A 20,569-nucleotide genomic window follows, 5' to 3' on the forward strand; every position below is an offset into this window, starting at 1 on the left:
GTGCGCTTCGTTTGAATTGTGCATGGGGCGCAGCTCGCGTTATAGGACAGCCATGAAACTTTTTGTCGGCCTCGGAAACCCCGGCGCGAAATACGCGCGCAACCGTCACAACATCGGCTTCATGGCCGTGGACCGGATCGCCGAGGATCATGGCTTCGCGCCCTGGCGATCCAAGTTTCGGGCCCAGCTGACCGAGGGGCGGCTGGCCACGGAAAAGGTGATCCTGCTCAAACCGCAGACCTTCATGAACCTTTCGGGCCAGTCCGTCGGTGAGGCGATGCGCTTCTACAAGCTCGACAGCATAGACGTGGTGGTGTTCCACGACGAGATCGACCTGGCACCGGGCAAGGTGCGCCTGAAATCAGGGGGCGGGCACGCGGGCCACAACGGGCTGCGCTCGATCCACCAGCACATCGGGCCACATTACGACAGGGTAAGGCTGGGCGTCGGGCATCCCGGCGACAAGAACAAGGTGTCCGGCTTCGTCCTGTCCGACTTCGCAAAGGCCGATGCCGAGTGGCTGGACGACGAGATGCGCGGCATCTCGGACGGGGCGGCCCAGCTTGCGCAGGACGAGGGTCCGAAATTCCTCAATGCCGTGGCCGCGCGTGTGACCCCGGCGCGCTCCGCAACCACGGCGTCGCAACCGGCCCCCGCCCCGGTGCCCGAACCGCAAGCTGCGCCCGCGGATGATCGCAGCACGCTGCAGAAGCTGGTGGACCGGTTCAAGTGACGCCGCCTGCCCCGCGGCCCGACGAGACGCAGCCACCCCCTTGTGTGCCAGATATCAAAGGCTTTGAAGCTATGGAAAAAGACCCTTCCGTGAACGTACTCGGCGAAACGCTCGCCCAGTGCTCCACGACCCCCGTGACCGGATTCTTCCGCGACGGGGCCTGCAATACCTGCGCCGAGGATCGAGGCAGTCATACCGTTTGCGCGGTCATGACGGACGAATTCCTGGCCTATTCGAAATACGTGGGAAACGACCTGAGCAGCCCGCGGCCCGAGTTCGGCTTTGCCGGCCTGAACCCAGGCGACCAGTGGTGCCTTTGTGCCAGCCGTTTCCTGCAGGCCCACGACGAGGGTTGCGCGCCTCGGGTCAGCCTGGCGGCGACGCATCGACGGGCGCTGGAGATCGTGCCGCTGGAGGTGCTTCGGCAATACGCCCTGGACGCGGAGTGACCGGGCCGTCCATCAGGTCCTCGATGAACAGGCTGAGCAGTTGCGGGCGTCCGCTGACGCCGGCCTTGCGGTAGATCGCGTTCGTCTGGGCCTTGACCGTACCTTCCGAGGTGTCGCGCATGGCGGCGATATCGGCCGTGGACAGGCCCTTGATGGAAAACTGCGCCACGTCCCGTTCCGCCGCTGTCAGGCCCCATTGGGCGAACCGCTCCTGCATCAGGTCCATGAAGGCCCCCGAGGCCGCGCGCAACTGTGCTTCGACGCGGGCCGTGCGACGACGCGCCCGGCGCAGGGCGATCCCGCCCATGACGATCCCGAGGACCAGCCCGAGGGCGGCCCCGATCTGGATCAACTCGTAGGCCTGCCAGCCGATCGGAGGCAGACCGAGCAGGGATTCGAGGATCGTCCACACGAAAAACGCCGCGCAGACGACCTGCACGACCAGCACCGCGACTATGAAGCGATCCGCCGACATCGACGGGTCAGGCGACCGGATCAATCATCGTCATCTTCGTCGTCACTGTCATCATCTTCTTCGTCATCATCGTCGTCGTCATCATCATTGTCTTCGTCCTCACCGGCGCCCTCCTCATCTCCATTGTTGTCACCGGCCTCTCCTTCGTCATCGCTGTCGTCCGGCTCGTCTCCGTCCTCGTCGTAGTCGTCATCGGGGACGTAGACGCGCACGTCATCGTCCGCGTCGCCCGCGTCATCCGACGTTTCTTCCCAGTAGTCGCGCAGGATCGCCCCGGTATTTGGGTTGATGACAAGTTCGCGGCGATAGCGTTCATTGGTCGCCACCACCCGCAACCGCCCCAGCAGGGTGCGATGCATCGTGATCTCGACAAAGCCCTGGGCCTGCAATTGCATCAGGACCTGGTCCTCGACGCTCTGGGCAAAGGCCGGGGCGGCCGAAAGGGCGATCGTGACAAGGGCAGCGCGCAGCATGGGTGTCCTGACAATAAGGGACCCGGGCAGTGGCCGGGTCAGGTCCTGGCTTTCCGGAAGGTGGCGTTGAAGGCGATCGACCAACGTTCATCGTCGGTGTCATTGGGATAGACCCAATGGACGAGGTAGGAGGGGAACAGAATCATCTCGCCCGGCGCCGGGCGCAGCTTCTGTTTCATTCGAAACGGGGGCGCCTGGAGGATGCGCCAGTTCGGAAGATCGCTGCGCGGGTCGACAAATTCGATCATCCCGGAATTGCCCGTCTCGATCTCGGGCTGAGCGACATAGTAGACGCCCGACCAATGCGCCCCTGGGTGCGTGTGGGGCGCGTTGAAGGCCCCCTTTGGATTGGCGTTCATCCAGCCGAAGATCTTCAGGGCCAGTGACTCTCGCGGGGCCTGCGCGCCGATCCGTTCATTGGCCGCGAAGATCGCCTCGGTCGCGAGGCGACGCAGCCTGGTGACACAGGCGGTGTCGCGGTCGAAGAGGTTCCCTTCGGAATGCCATCCGCCGCGGTTGGACTTCGCCGCCCCGTCGGTGTCGGCGCGCATCCCCGCGCCCTCCTCCAGGAGGGCGGCGTTGAACGCGGCATGATCCGGCACCCGGAACCGGAACACCGGGGTCGAGAAGAGCTTTTCATACCGGGTCTGTTCGAGCGTCATTTTCGGCCTGTGGATTGGCGGGCGGACCGCCCCGCCGACAAGGCATCGAAGGGGCGGTCGGGACGGGCGGCGGCAGGAAGACTCCCGTGCGGGTTCAGTCGTCCTCGCCCTCATCATCGTCCTCGCCCTCATCGTCGTCATCTTCCTCATCGTCGTCATCTTCCTCATCGTCGTCCAGGTCTTCTTCATCGTCGTCGAGGTCGTCGTCATCCTCGTCTTCCTGGCCGTCCTCCTCGTCATCCTCGTCGTCGTCGGCCTCGTCCATGTCGTCGTCGTCGAGGAAGTCCTCGTCATCGCTGTCGATCTCGACACCGGTGCTGGTGGCATATTCTCCCTCCGCGGCCTCGGTCTCCTGCTTGAGGATCTCGCCGGTCGCGGAATCGTAGATCATTTCCAGCTTCGTGCCGTCGCGGACGGCCTCGGCCTTGATCTGGTTGGGGCCTTCCGTGACCTCGATGTAGGTAAAGCCCCGGCTTTGAAGGTCGGCAACGATCTGGTCCGTCGCGGATTGCGCAAGTGCGGGCGATGTGGCCAGGGCCAGGGCGGCGGTGGTGCTCAGAAGGGTCGTTTTCATGGGTAAATCTCCGATGGCTTGTTGCGCCGCGATTGCGACGTGGCCCGATCCTGGACGGCCTGCCCCGCCGCGATCCATTGACACAGGGTTTAGCCAGGCCGCCATAAACCGCAGGTAGCCGCCCCTAAACCAGGGTTTACGGGCGGCCCGGCCCCGGTTTCACGCGGTGTCGCGGCCTTCCTCGGTATCCGTCATGTCGAACCCGAGGTGCCGGGCCACGGTCTGCACGTCCTTGTCGCCGCGGCCGCACATGTTCATGATGACGATATGGTCGCGCGGCAGGTCCGGCGCGATCTTCATCAGGTGGGCCAGGGCATGGCTGGGTTCCAGCGCCGGTATGATCCCCTCCATCGCGCAGCACAGCTGAAACGCCTCCAACGCTTCGGTATCGGTGATCGAGACATATTCGGCCCGGCCGATATCGTGCAGCCAGGAATGCTCGGGCCCGATGCCGGGATAGTCCAGACCGGCCGAGATCGAGAACCCTTCGAGGATCTGGCCATCGTCGTCCTGCAACAGGTAAGTGCGATTGCCGTGAAGCACGCCCGGCCGTCCGCCGGTGAGCGAGGCGCAATGCTCCATCTTGTCATCGACGCCCTTGCCCCCGGCCTCGACCCCGATGATACGCACCTCCTTGTCATCAAGGAAGGGATAGAACAGCCCCATGGCATTGGACCCGCCGCCGATGGCGGCGATGATCGTATCGGGCAGGCGTCCTTCGGCCGCGTGCATTTGTTCCTTGGCTTCCTTGCCGATGATCGACTGAAAGTCGCGGACCATGGCCGGATAGGGATGCGGCCCGGCAACGGTGCCGATGCAGTAGAAGGTGTCTCGGACGTTGGTGACCCAGTCGCGCAGCGCGTCGTTCATGGCATCCTTGAGCGTGCCGCGCCCGGATGTCACCGGGATGACCTCGGCCCCCAGAAGCCGCATGCGAAAGACGTTGGGGGCCTGGCGGCGCACGTCATGGGCACCCATGTAGACAATGCACTTCAGGCCGAACTTGGCGCAGACCGTGGCGGTGGCAACACCGTGCTGGCCGGCACCGGTTTCAGCAATGATGCGGCTCTTGCCCATGCGGCGCGCCAGCAGGATCTGGCCCAGCACGTTGTTCACCTTGTGCGCGCCGGTATGATTCAATTCGTCCCGCTTGAGATAGATCTTGGCCCCGCCCAGGTGGTCGGTCAGGCGTTCCGCGAAATAGAGAGGGCTGGGGCGGCCCACGTAATGCGTCCAGAGATCTTTCATCTCGTCCCAGAAGCTCTCGTCGTCCTTGGCCTTTTCGTATTCGGCCTGAAGCTCGAGGATGAGCGGCATCAGCGTCTCGGAGACGAAGCGCCCGCCGAAGTCCCCGAAACGGCCCTGCTCGTCCGGGCCGGTCATGAAGGAATTGAAAAGGTCGTTGGCCATGGGAACCTCCAGGGTTGGCTTGATCTTCCTAATGAAGCGGTCGGGGGGAAACAAGCGCAAGGCGCGTCTACGCGCCTTGTCGCACGCGCGGGAACCGCGCGTGATGCGCTGCGTCGACGCAGCGCCTATAGCACTCGCTGTACCGGCTCGGATTTGCAGATGACGATGAAGTGCCGCCCATTGCGCAAGACCTGAAAACCCCGTTCGCGGGCCTGAGACAGGAACAGATCCTGTCCGCATATTCTTTCGACGTCGCGCACCTGCCGCTTGAGAATACCGCCCTTGTGGACCTAGGCCGCGGAAAAGACGGTTTCAAGCCAGATGTAAGGCATCAGATGATCGGGCAGCCGGGCCATCACCACAGCCTGCCCGCCGCATGGTAAACGCACGGCTAACCGCGAGCGGCGGCGCAGAAGGCAGCCATCTTGCCTGCATCCTTGATCCCGGGGGCGCTTTCGACGCCCGAGGCCACGTCGACCTGCACCGCGCCGGTGTGGCGCACCGCCTCGGCCACATTCTCGGGCGTCAGGCCGCCGGCCAGCATCCAGGGCCGCGTCCAGAACTGGCGCCCGGCCAGCAGGCGCCAGTCGAAGGCCAGGCCGTTGCCGCCCGGCAGCACCGCCCCTTCGGGCGGCTTGGCATCCAGAAGCAACTGGTCGGCGACGGTGGCGTAGCGATCGATCGCGTCCAGGTCGTCGGGCCCGGCGATGCCAAGACATTTCATCACCGGCAGCCCGTAGCGGGCACGCACCTCGGCCAGGCGCTCGGGCGATTCGGCGCCGTGCAGTTGCAGCATGTCCAGCGGAACGGTCCGCGTCAGGGTATCGAGGGTCGCATCCGTCGCATCGACGACCAGCGCCACCTTGGCCACGCACGGGGGCACCTCCAGCGCCAGTGCACGGGCCGCGTTGGGCGTCACCGACCGGGGCGAGCGCGCGAAGAAGTTGAAGCCTAGGTAACGCGCACCGGCCGACACGGCCGCAGCAACGTCCTCCGCGCTCCGCAGACCGCAGATCTTCACCGCGATGTCGGGCATGTCAGCTCGCCTTGTCGAGCACGGCGAGGATCTCGTCCTGGCCTTCGTGCTTCTCTTCCTTCAGGCGGTCCACCTCGCGGCGCAGACGATCAAGCTCGCGCGATTTCGAGCGCGCATCCGAGCGCAGGCGGTGTTCGCGCAGCCACTCCCAGAGAAACCCGATGACCAGGCCAAGGGCCACGCCGAGGAACAGCACCACGAAGAGCGGCAGCTCGATCGTGGGGGCCAGCCCAAGGAATTCGGCCAACTCGTCCGGCATCGCGTTCAGTTGTGTTGTGGTGCGGTTGGCCAGCCCAACCACGACCAGCACCAAGGCCACGACGCCCCAGAATGTATATCTGATATAGCTCATGCGGCTTTGTCCTATTCCCCGTTCAGCCGGTCGCGCAAGAGCTTGCCGGTCTTGAAGAATGGCACATGCTTCTCGTCTACCTGCACCGCCTCGCCTGTGCGCGGGTTGCGGCCGATGCGGGCGTCGCGCTTCTTGACCGAAAAGGCCCCGAATCCGCGCAACTCGACGCGGTTGCCCTCGGCCATGGCGTCGATGATGCGCTCGAAAACGGTGTTGACGATACGCTCGACATCCCGCTGGTAGAGGTGCGGGTTCTCGTCGGAAATCTTCTCGATCAGTTCCGAACGTATCATGTGTTCATCCCCCATTTCGGCTGGTGCGCCGGCAAGGCTCCCAGAGGCTGCTCTAACACAGTAATACTATAAGAGCCTTGCCGCCATGGTGAAATACCGCCAAGCGCGTTTCTTGGCGCAATTCGCCCCTGGGGCGGCGGGCATTCGGCCGTTCACGGCACCGGAACAGCGTCAGAGAGCCGACCCCCCGCCCCGAGTCCCGCCGTTGATTCGCAAAGAAAAGCCCCCGCTGCTGTCGCAGCGGGGGCTCTCGGTTCAGGTCAGTCAGCCCGGCGTCAGTCGTCGTCGCCCTTGAGCGCGGCACCCAGGATGTCACCCAGCGAGGCACCCGAGTCGGAGGAGCCGAACTGTTCCACGGCCTCTTTTTCCTCGGCGATCTCGCGCGCCTTGATCGACAGCCCGAGGCGGCGGGACTTGTTGTCGATGTTTGTCACGCGCACGTCGACCTTGTCACCGACCTGGAAACGCTCGGGGCGCTGCTCGGCGCGGTCGCGGCTTAGGTCAGAGCGGCGGATGAAGGACTTGAGCCCGTCGTATTCCACCTCGATGCCGCCATCCTCGATCGACGTGACCTCGACAGTGATGATCGAGCCGCGCTTGATGCCACCGATGGTTTCGGCGTAGGGGTCGCCGTCCATGGCCTTGATCGACAGCGAAATACGCTCCTTGTCGACGTCCACCTCGGTGACCTTTGCCTTGACCACGTCACCCTTGCGGTAGTTCTGGATGGCATCCTCGCCGCGCTCGTCCCAGCTGAGGTCGGACAGGTGCACCATGCCGTCGATGTCGCCCTCGAGACCGATGAACAGACCGAATTCGGTGATGTTCTTGACCTCGCCCTCGACCTCGGTGCCCTCAGGGTGGGTCTCGGCGAAGACTTCCCAGGGGTTGCGCATGGTCTGCTTGAGGCCCAGGGACACGCGGCGCTTGGCCTCGTCGATCTCCAGGACCATGACTTCGACTTCCTGGCTGGTCGAGACGATCTTGCCCGGATGGACGTTCTTCTTGGTCCAGGACATCTCGGAGACGTGAACCAGGCCCTCGACGCCCGGCTCAAGCTCGACGAAGGCGCCGTAGTCGGTGATGTTGGTCACGCGGCCCGTGTGCACCGACTCCAGCGGATACTTGGCCGAAACGGCATCCCAGGGATCGTCCTGCAACTGCTTCATGCCCAGGCTGATGCGATGAGTTTCCTTGTTGATCTTGATGACCTGCACCTTGACCGTCTCGCCGATCGAGAGGATCTCGGAGGGGTGGTTCACACGGCGCCAGGCCATGTCGGTGACGTGCAGCAGCCCGTCGACACCGCCCAGGTCCACGAAGGCCCCGTATTCGGTGATGTTCTTGACGACACCGTCCACGGCCTGGCCCTCGGAGAGGTTTGCGATGACCTCGGCGCGCTGTTCGGCGCGGCTCTCTTCCAGGATGGCGCGGCGCGAGACCACGATGTTGCCGCGGCGGCGGTCCATCTTGAGGATCTGGAAGGGCTGCTTGAGGCCCATAAGTGGACCGGCATCGCGCACGGGGCGCACATCGACCTGGCTACCGGGCAGGAAGGCCACGGCGCCGCCGAGATCGACGGTGAAGCCGCCCTTGACGCGGCCGAAGATGGCCCCCTCGACGCGTTCTTCATCGGCGTAGGCTTTTTCGAGCCGGTCCCAGGCGGCTTCGCGCCGGGCCATCTCGCGCGAAATCACGGCCTCGCCACGGGCGTTTTCGGAGGCGCGCAGGTAGACCTCGACCTCGTCGCCAACAGCGATCTCGGGGGTTTCGCCGGGATTTGCGAATTCCTTGGTGTCGACGCGGCCTTCCATCTTGTAGCCGACGTCGATGATGGCCTGGCCGGCCTCGATGGCGATGACCTTGCCCTTAACGACCGAGCCCTCCTGGGGCGTGTCCATTTCGAAGCTTTCGTTCAGGAGGGCTTCGAATTCCTCCATGGATGCGTTCTGAGCCATGTGGCGTGTGGTTCCTTTTAGCGTCTTATTCCGGCCGCGCGGTTGTCTCCGCGGGTCTTGGGGTGGATTGGTCGAACCCGAAGGGGATGCACAAAGAAATAATGGCCGGGGACCCCGGCCCTGTGCATCTTGCGACTGTCCCGACGCTTCGACAGGCGCGCATATAGGCGATAATCGGCCCACAGGCAAGAGGCGCGGGCGCTGCGGCGACGCAGTGCCCGCCCGGGTCTCAGGCCCGCGCCGCCGCCACGGCGGCGATGGCCCTGTCCACGGCCTCGGCGATGGTCAGATCCGAGGTATCGATGCGGGTCGCCCCCGGTGACGGCCGCAGGGGGGCCTCGGCGCGGTCGGAGTCACGCGCGTCGCGCGCGCGGACATCGGCGAGCACGCTGTCATAGCTCGCCTCGTGGCCGCTCTCGACAAGCTCCTTCAGGCGCCGTTCAGCCCGGCATTCGGCGCTGGCGGTGACAAACAGCTTCGCATCGGCTTCGGGGCAGATCACCGTGCCGATGTCGCGCCCGTCCAGCACCGCGCCCCCGGCCCGGCGCGCAAAGGCCCGCTGGAAATCCACTAGCGCCGCGCGCACCTGGGGGATAGCGGCCACCTTGCTGGCCTCCTGCGCCACCTCGGGCCTGCGCAGGCCATCGACCTCCAGGTCCTCTGGCCGCAGGGCCTCTGCCGCGGCGACGGCCTTCTCGCCCGCAAGCACACGCTTTCCGACAGCCCGGTAAAGCAGCCCCGTGTCCAGGTGCGCCAACCCGAAATGCGCAGCGACCGCGCGGGACACGGTGCCCTTTCCAGCGGCGGCGGGGCCGTCGATTGCGACGGTGAAACACATGGAACAAACCTCCTCGTCTAGAAGACCAGTACAAGCATGGCAGGAACGGGCAATGCAAACTTTGCCCGCGTCAGTTCGACCGGGTGATGCCCGCGCCCAAACCGGTCATCAGGTCCTCGAAGATCGGGAAAGAGGTCGCGATCGGTCCGCCATCATCCACCCGGATGGGGTTTTCCGTGGACAGCCCCATCACCAGAAAAGACATGGCGATGCGATGATCCAGCCGGCTTTGCACCGTGACGCCACCGGGCACATCACCGTGCCCGCGCCCCTGGACGATCCACCAATCCTCGCCCTCCTCGACGGCGATGCCGGCCGCGCGCAGCCCCTGCGCCATGGCGTCGATCCGGTCGCATTCCTTCACGCGCAGTTCCTTGACACCGCGCATCTCGGTTCTGCCCCGGGCAAAGGCTGCCACCACCGACAGCACCGGATATTCGTCGATCATGCTGGCGGCCCGCTCGGGCAGCACTGCGATGCCTTCCATGTTCGGCGAGAAGCGCGCGCGCAGGTCGGCCACGGGCTCGCCGCCCTCCTCGCGCATGTTCTCGAAGGCCAGGTCGGCGCCCATCTCCTGCAACGTGTAAAACAGCCCCGCCCGCGTCGGATTCAATCCGATATTGGGCACCAGCACGTCCGAGCCTTCGACCAGCAGCGCGGCGCAAACCGGGAAGGCAGCCGAGCTCGGGTCGCGCGGCACGGCAATGGTTTGCGGTTTCAGCTCGGGCTGACCGGTCAGGGTGATGACACGGCCCGCCTCGGTATCCTCCACCGACAGATCGGCGCCGAAACCCGCCAGCATCCGCTCGGTATGATCCCGCGTGGCCTCGCGTTCAATCACCACGGTTTCGCCCGGGGCATTCAGCCCGGCCAGCAGGACAGCCGATTTCACCTGGGCCGAGGGCACCGGCACCGCATAGCGCACCGGCACCGGGTCCATCGCCCCGACGATGGTCATCGGCAGACGCCCGCCCGCGCGCCCCACGGCCTGCGCCCCGAACAGCGCCAGCGGCTCCGTGACCCGGCCCATGGGGCGTGCATTCAGCGAGGCATCGCCGGTGAAAGTCGCCGCGATGGGCGAGGTCGCCATGGCGCCCATGATCAGCCGCACCCCGGTTCCCGAGTTGCCGCAATCGATGACCTGCCCGGGTTCCGCGAAGCCACCGACGCCCACGCCATGCACCGACCAGTCGCCATCGCCATGATCTGTTACCTCGGCCCCGAAGGCGCGCATGGCCCGGCCGGTGTCCAGCACGTCCTGGCCCTCCAGCAATCCGGTGATCCGGGTCTCGCCCACGCTCAGGGCCCCCAGGATCAGCGCCCGGTGCGAGATCGACTTGTCGCCGGGGACATGGGCCGTGCCCGCCAAGGGCTCGCCCTTGCGGGATATCATCGGGATGGGGGCACCATGGCTCGACATGCGGGTCTCCGGTCTACCTGTCCACCGCCTGATAGACCGCCCCGCCCGAAGGGTCCACACCGTCTGCTTCTTTGGGTCTGAAATACCCCGGGGCTTGGGCCGCAATCGCTATGGGGGAGCGATTGAGGCCCAAGCTTGCGGAGCCCCCGGCAAACGCAGACCGGACGGCGCAGACCCCCCCTGCCCCGCTCAAAGTTTGCGAAACGTCAGGTAGTGCGGCACGCGCCCTTCACGCAGGGCCTTCTGTTCATAGCGGGTCGACAGCCAGTCCCCCCAGGGCGCGCGCCAATCGGCCGGGCCCTCGGCCAGCCACTCGAAGCCATGGGCAGGCACCTGTTCCAGTGTCTGGCGCACGTAGTCGGGGATATCCGTTGCCACCCGGAATTCGGCCCCCGGCCGGACAACCCGGGCCAGCGCCTCAAGATACTCCGGCGTCACGAAGCGGCGGCGGTGGTGGCGCTTCTTGGGCCAAGGGTCCGGGTAGAGCAGGAACACCCGCGAGATCAAGGCCGCGGGCAGCACGTCGAACAGGTCGCGGACGTCGCCCGGATACACCGCAAGGTTCGTCACCCCGGCCTTTCGGATCTTGCCCAGCAGCATGGCAACGCCGTTGATGTAGGGTTCACAGCCGATGATGCCGATACCGGGGTTCTGCGCGGCCTGATGGACAAGGTGCTCGCCCCCGCCGAAACCGATCTCCAGCCAGACATCCTTGCCGCCGAAAAGCGCCTCCAGGTCAAGCGGCGCACGCTCGGGGTTCACCTGCCAATCGACCGGCCCGGGCGAGAGTTTCTCCAGGTCCTCTTCCAGGTAGGCCTGCTGGCTGTCGCGCAGGCCCTTGCCCTTGGTGCGGCCATAGAAATTGCGCCAGGGTGCGCGGGGATGCTTGTCATTCGCCATGCGCCGGTCTCTAGCCCCGGCCCCAGCGGGGTGCAACGCCAACACACCACCCTGCGCCGTTATTGTGCGAATTCGAACACTATATACTTGATTTTGCCAAGTTGTGCATTCTCCTCGCACAAGGCAAAACGCTTCTAGTCTCTCAACGCAACAGGATATCGCAAATGACCCAACTCACATCGAACGCCGCGCCGCTTGCCCGGCTGCTGCTGGCCTTCATGTTCATCACGTCCGGCCTGCAAAAGATCACTGGCTACGCCGGCACCCAGCAATACATGGAGGCCATGGGCGTGCCCGGCGCCCTTCTGCCGCTGGCCATCCTCACCGAGGTCGTGGGCGGCATCGCCCTGCTACTCGGCTGGCAGGCGCGTATTGCCGCCGTGCTGCTGGCCGGCTTCTCGATCGTCTCGGGCCTGCTGTTCCACCTTATCCCGTCCTTCGGGATGGAGGGCATGGCCGCCCAGGGCGAAACGATCAGCTTCATGAAGAATATGACCATCGCGGGCGGCATGCTCATGGTGGTGGCCATGGGCCCGGGCAAATGGTCGCTTGACGCACGGGCCGGGCGCGCACCGGCCGCCGCCTGACCCCGGCAAACAAACCTGCAAATGGTCCCGCCCCGGCGGGGCCATTTTCCGTTTGGTCAGATCCCCTTGCGCAGCGCCTCCACCAGATCGGTGCGTTCCCAGCTGAAGCCACCGTCGGGCTCGGTCGGGCGGCCGAAATGGCCATAGGCGGCGGTGCGGGCATAGATCGGCTTGTTCAGGTCCAGATGCGTGCGGATGCCGCGCGGGGTCAGGTCCATGACCCGGCCGATCGCGGCCTCGATCACCTCGGCCGGGACCTCGCTGGTGCCGTGGGTGTCGATGTAGATCGACAGCGGGTGCGAAATGCCGATGGCATAGGACAGTTGGAGCGTGCAGCGCTCGGCCAGGCCTGCGGCCACCACATTCTTGGCAAGATACCGTGCGGCATAGGCGGCGGATCGGTCAACCTTGGTCGGGTCCTTGCCCGAAAAGGCGCCCCCGCCGTGCGGCGCGGCACCGCCATAGGTGTCCACGATGATCTTGCGCCCGGTCAGGCCGGCGTCGCCATCGGGGCCGCCGATCACGAACCTGCCCGTGGGGTTCACCCACCACTCGGTGCGGTCGCTGATCAGCCCGGCGGGTAGGAGCTCGCGGATATAGGGCTCAACGATGGCGCGGATGTCGGCGCTGGTCCGAACCTCGTCGGCATGCTGGGTCGATAGCACGATCTGGGTCGCCTCGACCGGCTTGCCGGCCTCGTAGCGCAGGCTGACCTGGCTTTTTGCATCCGGGCGCAGCGCGGGCTCGGTGCCGTTCTTGCGAACCTCGGCGAGGCGTTTCAGGATCGCGTGGGAATAGAGGATCGGCGCGGGCATCAACTCAGGCGTCTCGGTGCAGGCAAAGCCGAACATGATGCCCTGGTCGCCCGCGCCCTCGTCCTTGTCGTCGCCCGCATTCACCCCCTGGGCGATATGGGCCGATTGTTCGTGCAACAGGTTGGTGATCTCGCAGGTGCGCCAGTGGAACTCGTCCTGCTCGTAGCCAATGTCGCGGATGCAGTCGCGGGTGATCCCCTCGATGGCGCCCATCTTCTCGGCCAGCTTGCCCTTGTCGGCCAGTCCAATCTCGCCGCCGATCACGACGCGGTTGGTGGTGGCGAAGGTCTCGCAGGCGACACGCGCCTCGGGCTCCTCGGCCAACAGGGCGTCCAGGATGGCATCCGAGATCCGGTCGCAGACCTTGTCCGGATGCCCTTCGGACACGGATTCCGAGGTGAAGGTATAATTGTCACGTGTCATTGAGAGTGCTCCGTTCAGGTTTTGCCGCGCCACGCCAGGAAGCCGTTGTGGCCGGATTTATCGTTGCATCGCACCTAGCGAGCGGCCCCGTTGCCGTCAACGCGAAACCGTCGCCCCGGCAGGGAAACCAGTCCCAGTGTCGCCAGAAGCACGACCAGAACCGGCCAGTCGCCCAGGCGGGAATAGAGCGTCGGCGGCAGCGGCTCCCCGACTTGCACATCCAGGTGCCCCGTCTGGTCCAGGGCCAGACTGTCGCCGATACGTCCGCGCCCGTCGATCACCACCGAGATGCCCGTGTTCGCCGCGCGCAGCACCGGCAGCCCCTGTTCGATGGCCCGTGCCCGGGCCTGGACCAGGTGCTGACGCGGCCCGGGGCCGTTGCCGAACCAGGCATCATTGGTCATGATGACCAGAACATCGGGCCGCGGGCCGTCCTCGGTGATCTCTTCGGGAAAGATGCCCTCATAGCATATCAGGATGCGGGCACGTCCCAGCCCTGCCACATCGACGGTCCCCGGGCCATCGCCGGGGGCGAACCCCATGGCCATATCGACCATGGCTGTCAGGCCGATCTTGTCGAAGATGCCGACCAGGGGCACGTATTCCCCAAAGGGCACGAGGTGCTGCTTGTCATAAAGCGCGGCGACGCTGCCGTCGGTTTCCACCACGATGGCGCTGTTGTGATAGCCCGCCTGCGGGTTCCAGCGCTGAATCCCGGCTAGCACCGGCGCGCCGCGCCCGGCCTGGCCGATCCGTTCCAGCCATGGATCGGCATTGCGCAGCAGCGTGGCGACCGAGGTCTCGGGCCAGATCACCACGTCAGCGGGCGGGTCGGCCGCGGTCGCGGCCAGGGCACGCTCGAAAAAGACGGGCATCCATTCCGGGTCCCACTTGAGGTGCTGCGGCGCATTGGGCTGGACCAGCCGCACCGTGGGGGCGTCGCGGTCGGTTTCGGGCACCGGCATGGCGGCGCTTGCCGCGACCAGCCCCGCGCAGATCAGCGCCCCTCCGGACCAGAGGGCCGCCCGGCCCCGGTCCAGGGCGCGTGCCATCAGCACCGCCACGGCCAGAAGCACCGCGTTGGCACCGTGCGGCCCCACCAGGGCAAAGAGGTAATCCACCGGCCCGCCGATCAGGCTATAGGACAGCATCGCCCAGGGAAAGCCGCTGAGCACATTGGCGCGCGCGAATTCCGCCGCGACCAGCGCCACAGCGACAGCCGCCAGCCGCAGCCGCGGCAACCGCGCCGCGCGCACCCCCAGCCCGAAGGCCACCGCCCAGAACAGCGCCAGCCCCCCGGCCATGCCGATGATCGCAAAGGGCGCCATCCAGCCATGCCGCAACGGGTCCACAAAGAACGGCTCGACGATCCAGCGCAGGGTGATGCCGAAATAGGCCAGGCCCATGACCCAACCGAACCAGGCCGCCTTTTTCGGGGGCAACACCCGGCCTGCAAGCAGCGCCACACCCAGGGCGATCAGCACCCAGAGCACGCGCAATGGGCCATCGCCCATCTGCCCCAAGGACAGGACCACCCCGAGGACCATCGCCAGGGCGGCCCTTGACCAGCGCCCCCATCCGGCGACCGACGAAAGCCGCGGTGTGTCAGCCACCCTCGCGCCCGTGCAGCCGCACCCGCAGGCGCTTGATGCGGCGCGGATCGGCCTCGACCACCTCGAACTCTGGGCCATCCGGGTGCGGGATCACCTCGCCCCGCGCCGGCACGTGGCCGGCCAGCATGAAAACCAGACCGCCCAGGGTGTCGACCTCGTCCTGGTCGATTTCCTCGTGGCCAGTCAGGGGGCGGCCGATCTCGGCCTCGAACTCGTCCAGCGGGGCACGCGCTTCGACCATGTAGACCCCGGGCTGTTCCGGCTTCCAGGGCACGGTCTCGTCGGTGTCGTGTTCGTCCTCGATCTCACCGACGACCTGTTCCAGCAAGTCCTCGATCGTCAGCAAGCCGTCGGTGCCGCCATATTCGTCGATGACCAGGGCCATGTGGGTCCGTTCGGACTGCATCTTCTGCAGCAGCACCCCCAGCGGCATCGAAGGCGGCACGAAAAGCAGCGCCCGCAGCAGCGCGCGCAGATCGAAGGTGTCGCTGTCGCAGTCGAAGCCATGAGTCAGCGCCAAGTCCTTGAGGTTGGCAAAGCCCACAGGCGTGTCCAGCGTGCCGTCATATACCGGCAGCCGCGTATAGCCACTGTCGCGAAAGACCTTCACCATCTCCTCTTTCGAGATGTCCTGCGGAACGGCCACGATCTCGGCCTTGGGGATCATCACGTCCTCGACCCGCATCCGGCGCAGGTTGGCCAGCCCCGGTCGGGCGGGGGCCACCGCATGGCCATTGGCCTCGCTGGCTTTGGTCTGGGACATGTCAGAGTGGCTGAACGCCTCGACGATGCGGTCGAAAAAACCGCGCTGAAGGTGCTGGGTCGTGTCGGACTGCGCGCTTTGCGCCGCGTTAGAAGACCCGTCGGTGGTGTCGCCCATTTTCTCCTACCGGTGATGGCCCCTGGAACACGCCGGGCCGGGAAGCGTCAGTCATGAATATGGGTCAGGAAGACCCAGTTTGCCAAGTATCTCTACTTCGAGACCTTCCATGAGGGTGGCATCCCCGTCACGCTCGTGATCAAACCCCAGCAAATGCAGGGTCGCATGGACGATAAGGTGCGTCACATGCGCCTCGATCGGCTTGCCGTGCCCGGCCGCCTCGCGCGCACAGGTTTCCCATGCGATGGCGATGTCGCCAAGTTCGGGGTCCGAGGGCCAAAGCGGCTGGCCGCCCTCTTCTTCGGCGCCGCGTTCTTCACTGGGCCAGCTGAGCACGTTGGTCGGCCGCGGCTTGGCGCGGAAATCGCCGTTCAACGCAGAGATGCGGGCATCGTCACAGGCCAGTAGGTCAATCTCGAACGACGCCGGGTCGTGGCCAATATGCGCCAACGTTGCCGCCGCCGCCCGCTCAGCCAGCACGGCAAGATCCAGCGCCTCCCAGTCGGGGGCCTCGATGCGGCAATCAATGGTCATGGGCGGCTCTTACCGCAGGTGCGTAGGACAGGGAATGCGCATTCGGCCCCAATCCCGGTTCGCCGCTAACGGGCGGCGTCCGCCTCGTAGGCCTCGATGATGGCGGCCACCAGCGGGTGGCGCACCACGTCGCGCGCCGAGAAGTAGTCAAACGAAATCTTGCCAATGTGGCCCAGCAGCCGCTCGGCATCGTGCAGGCCCGATTGCTGGCCGCGCGGCAGGTCCACCTGGGACCGGTCGCCCGTGATCACCATGCGGCTGCCCTCGCCCAAGCGCGTCAGGAACATCTTCATCTGCATGGTGGTGGCGTTCTGCGCCTCGTCCAACACCACAAAGGCGTTGGACAGGGTGCGCCCGCGCATGAAGGCCAGTGGCGCGATCTCGATCTTCTTTTCCTCGATCAGCTTGGCCAGTTGCTTGCCGGGCAGGAAATCGTTCAGCGCGTCATACAGCGGCTGCATGTAGGGATCGACCTTGTCCTTCATGTCGCCGGGCAGATAGCCCAGCTTCTCGCCCGCCTCGACGGCCGGGCGCGACAGGATCAGCCTGTCCACATGGCCGCCGATGAACATGTTTACGCCCACGGCCACGGCCAGGTAGGTCTTGCCGGTGCCCGCCGGGCCGATGCCGAAGGCCAATTCGTTCTCGAACAGCGACCGGACATAGCCCTTCTGGGCCTCGGTACGCGGCTCGATGATCTTCTTGCGGGTCTTGATCTCGACCCGCGCACCGGGGAGCAGGTCCAGTTGATCGCCATTGCGGGCGGCGCCGGTGTCGCGTTCTCCGGCGCCCATGCGCATCTCGCGGTCGATATCGGCGGTTTCGACCGACCGCCCGGCCTCGAGCCGTTCGTAAAGGGCCCCGAGGATCTCGGCCGCCTCGCGGCGCGGCGCGGGGGGGCCGTGAATCGTCAGCCGGTTGCCCCGCCGCAGGATCTGGACGCCGGTCTTCGCCTCGATGTCTGCCAAATGCCTGTCGTGCTCGCCGCACAGGTCGATCAGAAGGAAATTGTCCTGAAATTCAAGCACCTCTGGCGCGTCAGCGGCAGGTTCGGACGGGGGCGGTGCGGATATGGCCAAGCAAGACTCCTGAACGGTGTTTAACCGATGTTGGCAAGCGGGACCGACCAGCGCAAGGGACCGCGGCGCAATGTCACCTGATTGAAACGAAAAAAGGGGGCCGCGTCCCGCCTGCCGCACCGAGCCGCTGGGCCAGGGCAAAAAATGCTTGACGGCGCCGCCGCGACCGGCATGCCTGCTAGAAGCTAAGCAAATCAGGATGTTTGTTATGTATATGAAGAGTATAGCCATTCTGGCGACTGCAGTTTTCGTGTCGGGATGCGTGGATCCGAAGTCCATGGAGACGACCCCGGTGCAGGTGGATACCTCGCATGGCACGGTGACCTGCCAGCTTTACACCAGAAGTCAGGTAACATGGGATCGGGCTATCGACCGGCCCGACTCGATGTCCGTCGACGAGGCCGACGAAATCTGCCTCGCAGAAGGTAAGCGCCGCGCGAATCAGTCCTGATCTCGAAATCTGGGACATGCGGGAAACCGCGCCGACTGGTGACGCCCCGTCCTGTCGGCGGCCACCCGCATCTGGGCCATCACGTCGTGCGCGCCCCGTATTGGATGAGCCAATCGCCAGATTTCCCATGGTTGTCCGGTCGGCAACGCGTCAACCGGGCCGCTAGTGACCCAGTTTTCGGCTGGGGGCGATCCTATCTGATCAGGGCGCCGCGCCCTCGGACGCTTCAACCAGTTCGCCAGCCAGCGAATTGGGTGCGCTTTCGACAATGCGAACCCGACGAATCTGCCCCGGGGCAAGACCATCGGCGCTGACATGAACGGCATGCAGATAGTCCGACTTGCCCACCATCTGCCCAGCCATGCGGCCGGGTTTCTCGAACAGAACCGACACCTCGCGCCCGACCATTGAGTCCTGCAGCGCGGTCTGCTGGGCAGTGATGCGGGCCTGCAGACGGTGCAGCCTTTCGCTGGCCACCTCGGGATCGACCATCTTGGCCGTCTTCTCGGCCGCCGGGGTGCCGGGGCGCGGCGAATACTTGAAGGAAAAGGCCGTGCCGAACCCCGCCGCGCGGATGATCTCCATGGTGTCCTCGAAATCCCGGTCGGTCTCGCCGGGAAAGCCGACAATGAAATCCCCTGACAGGTGCAGATCGGGCCGCGCTTTGCGAATACGTTCGATCAGGCGCAGGTAATCCTCGGCGGTGTGCTTGCGGTTCATCGCCTTTAGGATGCGATCCGAGCCGGACTGCACGGGCAGGTGCAGATAGGGCATCAGTTTGTCGCAGGTTCCATGCGCCTCGATCAGGGCATCGTCCATGTCGTTGGGGTGGCTGGTGGTAAAGCGGATACGCGCCAGACCGTCGATCTTGTCCAGCTCCCAGATGAGACCGGCAAGGCCCTGCGCATGACCGTTGTAGGCGTTCACGTTCTGGCCCAGCAAGGTGATCTCTCGCACGCCGGCCTCGACGAGATCCTGCGCCTCGCGGATGATCCGGTCAGCGGGGCGGCTGAGCTCGGCGCCGCGGGTATAAGGCACCACGCAGAAGGAGCAGAACTTGTCGCAGCCCTCCTGCACGGTCAGGAACGCGGTCGGGCCGCGCCCGGCCCTGGGGCGCCTTTTCAGCTCTTCGAACTTGTCCTCCTCGGGAAACTCCGTATCGAGCGCCTTGCCGCCCTGCGTCAGAACATCGTCCATCGCTGGAAGGCGGTGATAGCTCTGCGGGCCGACGACAAGATCGACCATCGGCTGCCGGCGCATGATCTCTTCGCCCTCGGCCTGGGCCACGCAGCCGGCGACACCGATCTTCAGGTCGGGGTTGTCGGCCTTCAGCCCCTTGTAGCGCCCCAGCTCGGAGTAGACCTTCTCGGCGGCCTTTTCCCGGATATGGCAGGTATTGAGCAGGATCATGTCCGCGTCGTCGGGGCTTTGGGTCTCGACATAGCCCTTGCCGCCCAGCGCCTCGACCATGCGCTCGCTGTCGTAGACGTTCATCTGGCAACCGTATGTCTTGATGAAGAGCTTCTTGGGCGCGGTCATCGGGGCACCTGTCTGGAATGAGGGCAGCACTGGCGGACCTGATACCGCGCATCCGGAGCGCTTGCAATGAAACCTGATTTGCCGGAATTTGACCGCTGAAGGGCTAGATCAAACGGCGAAAGGCACGGGCGACATGCGGCATTCCTCGCTTTCAGATTTCCTGTCCAAGGGGAAAACCGCCCTGGCCAAGGGGCCGGTGGCCCTTGTCATGGCCGAGGACGCTGTCGAGCTTGACAGCACGATACGACACGCGCGCGACGCCGGGTTCAAGGCGGTGGTCGTCTTCGCCCTGCCCGAGATCACGCTCGCCGACGATCTCGCCGAGCAGGTGCATCGCGTCGATTACGACATCTGCGCCGAGGGTGCGATGGAACGTGCGGTGAACGCCGTGATCGGCGCGGCCGGGCCGATCTGGTTCCACTACTGCTATAACGCCGAGTATCTGTTCTATCCCTTCCGCGAGGCGCGCACCGTGGGCGAGATGCTGGCCTTCAACACCGAAGAACGGCGCGACACGATCCTGACATACGTGATCGACCTTTACGCCGGCGACCTGGGCCAGCACCCCGACGCCGTCGCGCGCGAGGATGCGCACCTGGACAAGTCAGGCTACTACGCGCTGTCGCGCAAGGACCGCTGGAACAATGACCTGGACCGGCAGATGAATTTCTTCGGCGGGCTGCGCTGGCGCTTCGAGGAACATATCCCAAAGCAGCGCCGCCGGATCGACCGGGTGTCACTGTTTCGCAACAAGCCGGGGCTGGAGCTTTTGCCCGGCTACGTGTTCAACGATCCAGAATACAACACCTATTCCTGCCCCTGGCATCACAATCTGACCGCCGCCGTGTGCTCGTTCCGCACGGCCAAGGCGCTCAAGCGCAACCCCGGCAGTACCTTCGACATCGACACCTTCCGGTGGCACAATTCGACGCCGTTCGTGTGGCATTCCCAGCAGTTGCTGGACCTCGGCCTGATGGAACCGGGTCAGTGGTTCTGACGCGCGCGCCCCAGGCCGGGCCGGCGTCGCCCTGCGGTCGCCCGTTCCGACGCAGCGAACTGCAGGGCCAGTCGCCGG

General features: G+C 65.3%; 23 protein-coding genes and 1 riboswitch. Of the genes, 5 read left to right on the top strand and 18 right to left on the bottom strand.

Features of this window, described 5'->3' with window-relative positions:
* Positions 1 to 52 precede the first annotated feature (52 nt).
* Positions 53 to 733, top strand: a complete 681-nt coding sequence (gene pth, locus ACH107_RS01490; RefSeq protein WP_412504335.1) for an aminoacyl-tRNA hydrolase — start codon at positions 53 to 55, stop codon at positions 731 to 733.
* A gap of 71 nt (positions 734 to 804) precedes the next feature.
* Entirely contained in the window at positions 805 to 1,182 is a 378-nt protein-coding gene (locus ACH107_RS01495) for a DUF2237 domain-containing protein (RefSeq protein WP_310691023.1), read from the top strand.
* On the opposite strand, the gene ACH107_RS01500 is transcribed toward ACH107_RS01495, so the two are convergent.
* The 12 genes from ACH107_RS01500 to trmB form a co-directional block, all read right to left on the bottom strand.
* On the bottom strand, positions 1,100 to 1,681 hold the full coding sequence (locus ACH107_RS01500) for a helix-turn-helix transcriptional regulator (protein WP_412504336.1): 582 nt from the start codon (positions 1,679 to 1,681) through the stop codon (positions 1,100 to 1,102). The two genes, ACH107_RS01495 and ACH107_RS01500, sit on opposite strands and share 83 nt — an antisense overlap.
* Positions 1,678 to 2,130 (bottom strand): hypothetical protein, encoded by a 453-nt coding sequence (locus tag ACH107_RS01505; protein WP_412504337.1) that lies wholly within the window; start codon positions 2,128 to 2,130, stop codon positions 1,678 to 1,680. Before ACH107_RS01505 ends, ACH107_RS01500 begins: the two co-directional genes overlap by 4 nt.
* Positions 2,131 to 2,168: 38 nt before the next feature.
* The gene (locus ACH107_RS01510) at positions 2,169 to 2,792 is read right to left on the bottom strand and encodes a TIGR02466 family protein (protein WP_412504338.1); all 624 of its coding nucleotides are present in this window, start codon (positions 2,790 to 2,792) and stop codon (positions 2,169 to 2,171) included.
* 94 nt (positions 2,793 to 2,886) lie between these two features.
* Positions 2,887 to 3,366 carry a PepSY domain-containing protein gene (locus ACH107_RS01515; RefSeq protein WP_412504339.1) on the bottom strand — a complete coding sequence of 160 codons (480 nt, stop codon included), beginning with the start codon at positions 3,364 to 3,366 and terminating at the stop codon, positions 2,887 to 2,889.
* Between the two features lie 159 nt (positions 3,367 to 3,525).
* Entirely contained in the window at positions 3,526 to 4,776 is a 1,251-nt protein-coding gene (trpB, locus tag ACH107_RS01520; RefSeq protein ID WP_310691028.1) for a tryptophan synthase subunit beta, read from the bottom strand.
* A gap of 391 nt (positions 4,777 to 5,167) precedes the next feature.
* Positions 5,168 to 5,812: a phosphoribosylanthranilate isomerase gene (locus ACH107_RS01525; protein WP_412504340.1), complete on the bottom strand. Its 645-nt coding sequence runs from the start codon at positions 5,810 to 5,812 to the stop codon at positions 5,168 to 5,170.
* 1 nt (position 5,813) lies between these two features.
* On the bottom strand, positions 5,814 to 6,164 hold the full coding sequence (locus ACH107_RS01530; RefSeq protein WP_412504341.1) for a LapA family protein: 351 nt from the start codon (positions 6,162 to 6,164) through the stop codon (positions 5,814 to 5,816).
* Between the two features lie 11 nt (positions 6,165 to 6,175).
* On the bottom strand, positions 6,176 to 6,457 hold the full coding sequence (gene ihfB, locus ACH107_RS01535; protein WP_412504342.1) for an integration host factor subunit beta: 282 nt from the start codon (positions 6,455 to 6,457) through the stop codon (positions 6,176 to 6,178).
* Positions 6,458 to 6,732: 275 nt separating this feature from the next.
* Complete coding sequence (gene rpsA, locus ACH107_RS01540) at positions 6,733 to 8,598, bottom strand: 30S ribosomal protein S1 (protein WP_412504343.1); 1,866 nt, start codon at positions 8,596 to 8,598, stop codon at positions 6,733 to 6,735.
* 46 nt (positions 8,599 to 8,644) lie between these two features.
* Positions 8,645 to 9,253 carry a d(CMP) kinase gene (locus ACH107_RS01545; protein ID WP_310692101.1) on the bottom strand — a complete coding sequence of 203 codons (609 nt, stop codon included), beginning with the start codon at positions 9,251 to 9,253 and terminating at the stop codon, positions 8,645 to 8,647.
* A 70-nt stretch (positions 9,254 to 9,323) separates the two neighbouring features.
* Positions 9,324 to 10,673, bottom strand: a complete 1,350-nt coding sequence (gene aroA, locus ACH107_RS01550; RefSeq protein WP_412504344.1) for a 3-phosphoshikimate 1-carboxyvinyltransferase — start codon at positions 10,671 to 10,673, stop codon at positions 9,324 to 9,326.
* Positions 10,674 to 10,862: 189 nt separating this feature from the next.
* Positions 10,863 to 11,573: a tRNA (guanine(46)-N(7))-methyltransferase TrmB gene (trmB, locus tag ACH107_RS01555; RefSeq protein WP_412504345.1), complete on the bottom strand. Its 711-nt coding sequence runs from the start codon at positions 11,571 to 11,573 to the stop codon at positions 10,863 to 10,865.
* Between the two features lie 164 nt (positions 11,574 to 11,737).
* Here trmB and ACH107_RS01560 point away from each other — a divergent pair, with 164 nt between their 5' ends.
* Positions 11,738 to 12,160, top strand: coding sequence for a DoxX family protein (locus tag ACH107_RS01560; protein WP_310692104.1), 423 nt, complete (start codon positions 11,738 to 11,740; stop codon positions 12,158 to 12,160).
* Positions 12,161 to 12,216: 56 nt separating this feature from the next.
* Here the strand turns inward: ACH107_RS01560 and metK are convergent, their stop codons facing one another.
* From metK to ACH107_RS01585, 5 genes are all read right to left on the bottom strand, one after another.
* The gene (gene metK / locus ACH107_RS01565; RefSeq protein WP_412504346.1) at positions 12,217 to 13,398 is read right to left on the bottom strand and encodes a methionine adenosyltransferase; all 1,182 of its coding nucleotides are present in this window, start codon (positions 13,396 to 13,398) and stop codon (positions 12,217 to 12,219) included.
* Positions 13,399 to 13,404: 6 nt separating this feature from the next.
* A riboswitch (SAM-SAH riboswitch) is annotated at positions 13,405 to 13,455 on the bottom strand.
* 17 nt (positions 13,456 to 13,472) lie between these two features.
* Complete coding sequence (lnt, locus tag ACH107_RS01570) at positions 13,473 to 15,011, bottom strand: apolipoprotein N-acyltransferase (RefSeq protein WP_412504347.1); 1,539 nt, start codon at positions 15,009 to 15,011, stop codon at positions 13,473 to 13,475.
* Positions 15,004 to 15,891: a hemolysin family protein gene (locus ACH107_RS01575; RefSeq protein ID WP_412504348.1), complete on the bottom strand. Its 888-nt coding sequence runs from the start codon at positions 15,889 to 15,891 to the stop codon at positions 15,004 to 15,006. Before ACH107_RS01575 ends, lnt begins: the two co-directional genes overlap by 8 nt.
* A gap of 51 nt (positions 15,892 to 15,942) precedes the next feature.
* The gene (ybeY, locus tag ACH107_RS01580; protein ID WP_310692108.1) at positions 15,943 to 16,425 is read right to left on the bottom strand and encodes an rRNA maturation RNase YbeY; all 483 of its coding nucleotides are present in this window, start codon (positions 16,423 to 16,425) and stop codon (positions 15,943 to 15,945) included.
* 65 nt (positions 16,426 to 16,490) lie between these two features.
* Positions 16,491 to 17,504 carry a PhoH family protein gene (locus ACH107_RS01585; protein WP_412504349.1) on the bottom strand — a complete coding sequence of 338 codons (1,014 nt, stop codon included), beginning with the start codon at positions 17,502 to 17,504 and terminating at the stop codon, positions 16,491 to 16,493.
* Positions 17,505 to 17,712: 208 nt separating this feature from the next.
* Here ACH107_RS01585 and ACH107_RS01590 point away from each other — a divergent pair, with 208 nt between their 5' ends.
* The gene (locus ACH107_RS01590; protein ID WP_412504350.1) at positions 17,713 to 17,955 is read left to right on the top strand and encodes a hypothetical protein; all 243 of its coding nucleotides are present in this window, start codon (positions 17,713 to 17,715) and stop codon (positions 17,953 to 17,955) included.
* Between the two features lie 201 nt (positions 17,956 to 18,156).
* Here ACH107_RS01590 and miaB read toward each other — a convergent pair whose 3' ends face one another.
* Positions 18,157 to 19,494, bottom strand: coding sequence for a tRNA (N6-isopentenyl adenosine(37)-C2)-methylthiotransferase MiaB (gene miaB / locus ACH107_RS01595; RefSeq protein ID WP_412504351.1), 1,338 nt, complete (start codon positions 19,492 to 19,494; stop codon positions 18,157 to 18,159).
* 133 nt (positions 19,495 to 19,627) lie between these two features.
* Between miaB and ACH107_RS01600 the strand changes: the two genes are divergently transcribed.
* Positions 19,628 to 20,491, top strand: a complete 864-nt coding sequence (locus tag ACH107_RS01600; RefSeq protein WP_412504352.1) for a hypothetical protein — start codon at positions 19,628 to 19,630, stop codon at positions 20,489 to 20,491.
* Positions 20,492 to 20,569 lie beyond the last annotated feature (78 nt).

It is taken from the genome of Roseovarius halophilus (ex Wu et al. 2025), assembly GCF_047086965.1.

Bases quoted from the DNA above. Each gene is read 5' to 3' on its own strand.
- pth (WP_412504335.1), top strand. From the start codon at position 53: ATGAAACTTTTTGTCGGCCTCGGAAACCCCGGCGCGAAATACGCGCGC.
- ACH107_RS01495 (WP_310691023.1), top strand. From the start codon at position 805: ATGGAAAAAGACCCTTCCGTGAACGTACTCGGCGAAACGCTCGCCCAG.
- ACH107_RS01505 (WP_412504337.1), bottom strand. From the start codon at position 2,130: ATGCTGCGCGCTGCCCTTGTCACGATCGCCCTTTCGGCCGCCCCGGCC.
- ACH107_RS01510 (WP_412504338.1), bottom strand. From the start codon at position 2,792: ATGACGCTCGAACAGACCCGGTATGAAAAGCTCTTCTCGACCCCGGTG.
- ACH107_RS01515 (WP_412504339.1), bottom strand. From the start codon at position 3,366: ATGAAAACGACCCTTCTGAGCACCACCGCCGCCCTGGCCCTGGCCACA.
- trpB (WP_310691028.1), bottom strand. From the start codon at position 4,776: ATGGCCAACGACCTTTTCAATTCCTTCATGACCGGCCCGGACGAGCAG.
- ACH107_RS01525 (WP_412504340.1), bottom strand. From the start codon at position 5,812: ATGCCCGACATCGCGGTGAAGATCTGCGGTCTGCGGAGCGCGGAGGAC.
- ACH107_RS01530 (WP_412504341.1), bottom strand. From the start codon at position 6,164: ATGAGCTATATCAGATATACATTCTGGGGCGTCGTGGCCTTGGTGCTG.
- ihfB (WP_412504342.1), bottom strand. From the start codon at position 6,457: ATGATACGTTCGGAACTGATCGAGAAGATTTCCGACGAGAACCCGCAC.
- ACH107_RS01545 (WP_310692101.1), bottom strand. From the start codon at position 9,253: ATGTGTTTCACCGTCGCAATCGACGGCCCCGCCGCCGCTGGAAAGGGC.
- aroA (WP_412504344.1), bottom strand. From the start codon at position 10,673: ATGTCGAGCCATGGTGCCCCCATCCCGATGATATCCCGCAAGGGCGAG.
- trmB (WP_412504345.1), bottom strand. From the start codon at position 11,573: ATGGCGAATGACAAGCATCCCCGCGCACCCTGGCGCAATTTCTATGGC.
- ACH107_RS01560 (WP_310692104.1), top strand. From the start codon at position 11,738: ATGACCCAACTCACATCGAACGCCGCGCCGCTTGCCCGGCTGCTGCTG.
- metK (WP_412504346.1), bottom strand. From the start codon at position 13,398: ATGACACGTGACAATTATACCTTCACCTCGGAATCCGTGTCCGAAGGG.
- ACH107_RS01575 (WP_412504348.1), bottom strand. From the start codon at position 15,891: ATGGGCGACACCACCGACGGGTCTTCTAACGCGGCGCAAAGCGCGCAG.
- ybeY (WP_310692108.1), bottom strand. From the start codon at position 16,425: ATGACCATTGATTGCCGCATCGAGGCCCCCGACTGGGAGGCGCTGGAT.
- ACH107_RS01590 (WP_412504350.1), top strand. From the start codon at position 17,713: ATGTATATGAAGAGTATAGCCATTCTGGCGACTGCAGTTTTCGTGTCG.
- miaB (WP_412504351.1), bottom strand. From the start codon at position 19,494: ATGACCGCGCCCAAGAAGCTCTTCATCAAGACATACGGTTGCCAGATG.
- ACH107_RS01600 (WP_412504352.1), top strand. From the start codon at position 19,628: ATGCGGCATTCCTCGCTTTCAGATTTCCTGTCCAAGGGGAAAACCGCC.